This window comes from Kordia periserrulae, from assembly GCF_003054265.1.
GTDB classification, from domain to species: Bacteria; Bacteroidota; Bacteroidia; order Flavobacteriales; family Flavobacteriaceae; genus Kordia; species Kordia periserrulae.
Genome location: NZ_QBKT01000029.1, coordinates 1 through 1,511, shown reverse-complemented (window position 1 = coordinate 1,511; position 1,511 = coordinate 1). Strand labels below are relative to the sequence as shown.

The following is a 1,511-nucleotide window of genomic DNA, read 5'->3' as shown; positions in this document are numbered from 1 at the left end:
CCTTTAAAGATGCGTTCTTCATCTATTTCTAAGATGTCTGACCAAATACTGCGAACAGAGAGTTCGATTTCTGTAAAGTCACTATCACCTTCTAAGGAGCCCGTTTCGATGGCTGGCAAACGTTTTTTGTCTACTTTTCCGTTGATGGTTAGCGGTAGTTCTTCTAGTGCCATGTAATGTGTAGGTACCATGTATTCTGGTAAAGCTTCTGTTAAAGATGCTTTGAGCTTGTCTACATCTAATGTGTTTTGTTTGTCTAGCACTATATAACAAGCCAAGTCTTGTACTTCACCTTCTCCATGTAAGACCACCACACTTTGACTGATGCCTTCTTGCAGACTTACCACGGATTCTATCTCGCCAAGTTCTATACGATAACCACGGAGTTTTACTTGCGTATCTTTTCTGCCTTTAAATTCTAATTCGCCTTTGGTATTCCATCTACAGATATCGCCTGTACGGTACATCTTCTCTCCTTCCTCATACGGATTGGCAATGAACTTTTCTGCCGTTAAGGCTTCTTTACCAATATATCCGCGCGACAAGCCAACGCCCGACACACATAATTCGCCCCAAACTCCTGTTGCTACTTTTTTCAAATCAGCATCCAACACATATAAACGCGTGTTGGCGATGGGACTTCCTATCGGTACATTTTGCAATATTCCGTCTTCGCTATCGTATTTGTACACTGACACACATACCGAACATTCCGTAGGTCCGTACGCATTGTAGTATTCTTTGCCACTAGCAGCTATTTCGTAGGCTTTACTTCCTTGTGCCGCTTCTCCAGCGGTGATAACTGCTCGCAATCCTGCTATCTCTTCTAAACTTAATAGCGATAGATACGATGGTGGAAAGGTTACAACACTTGCCTTTGTTTCATTTAAGAAGCTTACAAAACGGTCTTTGTCTTTTAGCATTCCTGAGGATGGAATCGCTAATGTGGCTCCGCTGTAGAGTGCCATCATGATCTCTGATACCGAAGCGTCAAAGCCTACCGCAGCAAACCACACTACTACATCTTGTGGTTCTACTCCAAAAATTCGTACCTGATCCAAAGACATATTTACATTGCCTTTATGTTCAATCATCACACCTTTTGGTACGCCTGTACTTCCTGAGGTATAAATCATATATGCCAAGTCATTCCCTTTAATGGTGATGCCTAGGTTTTCTTTGCTGTAGCTATCCAATCCTAGTTTACTTATATCTACCATAGGTAGGTTTATAATAGATAGTGTGCTTGTATAACTTTCTTTACTTAGTAGTAATACCGCGCCACTGTCTTTTAACATGTATGCTTTACGCGTATCGGGGTGATTGCTGTCTATAGGAAGGTAACAGCTACCGCTTTTTAACACCGCTAGAATACTTACCAGATAATCCAAGGATTTGTCCATCAGTATGGCTACAACCTTGTCCTTTCCAACAGTATAATTGGATTGTAAATAGGCTGCCAACTGATTGCTGCGAGCATTCAACGCTGCATAGCTTAATTGTTCCTTACC

Annotated in this window: 1 protein-coding gene; it reads right to left on the bottom strand. The window is 41.6% G+C overall.

Annotated features, from left to right (window positions below):
- A partial coding sequence (locus tag C8N46_RS20040) for a non-ribosomal peptide synthetase (protein ID WP_146169920.1) occupies positions 1–1,511 on the bottom strand: 1,511 nt, incomplete at both ends.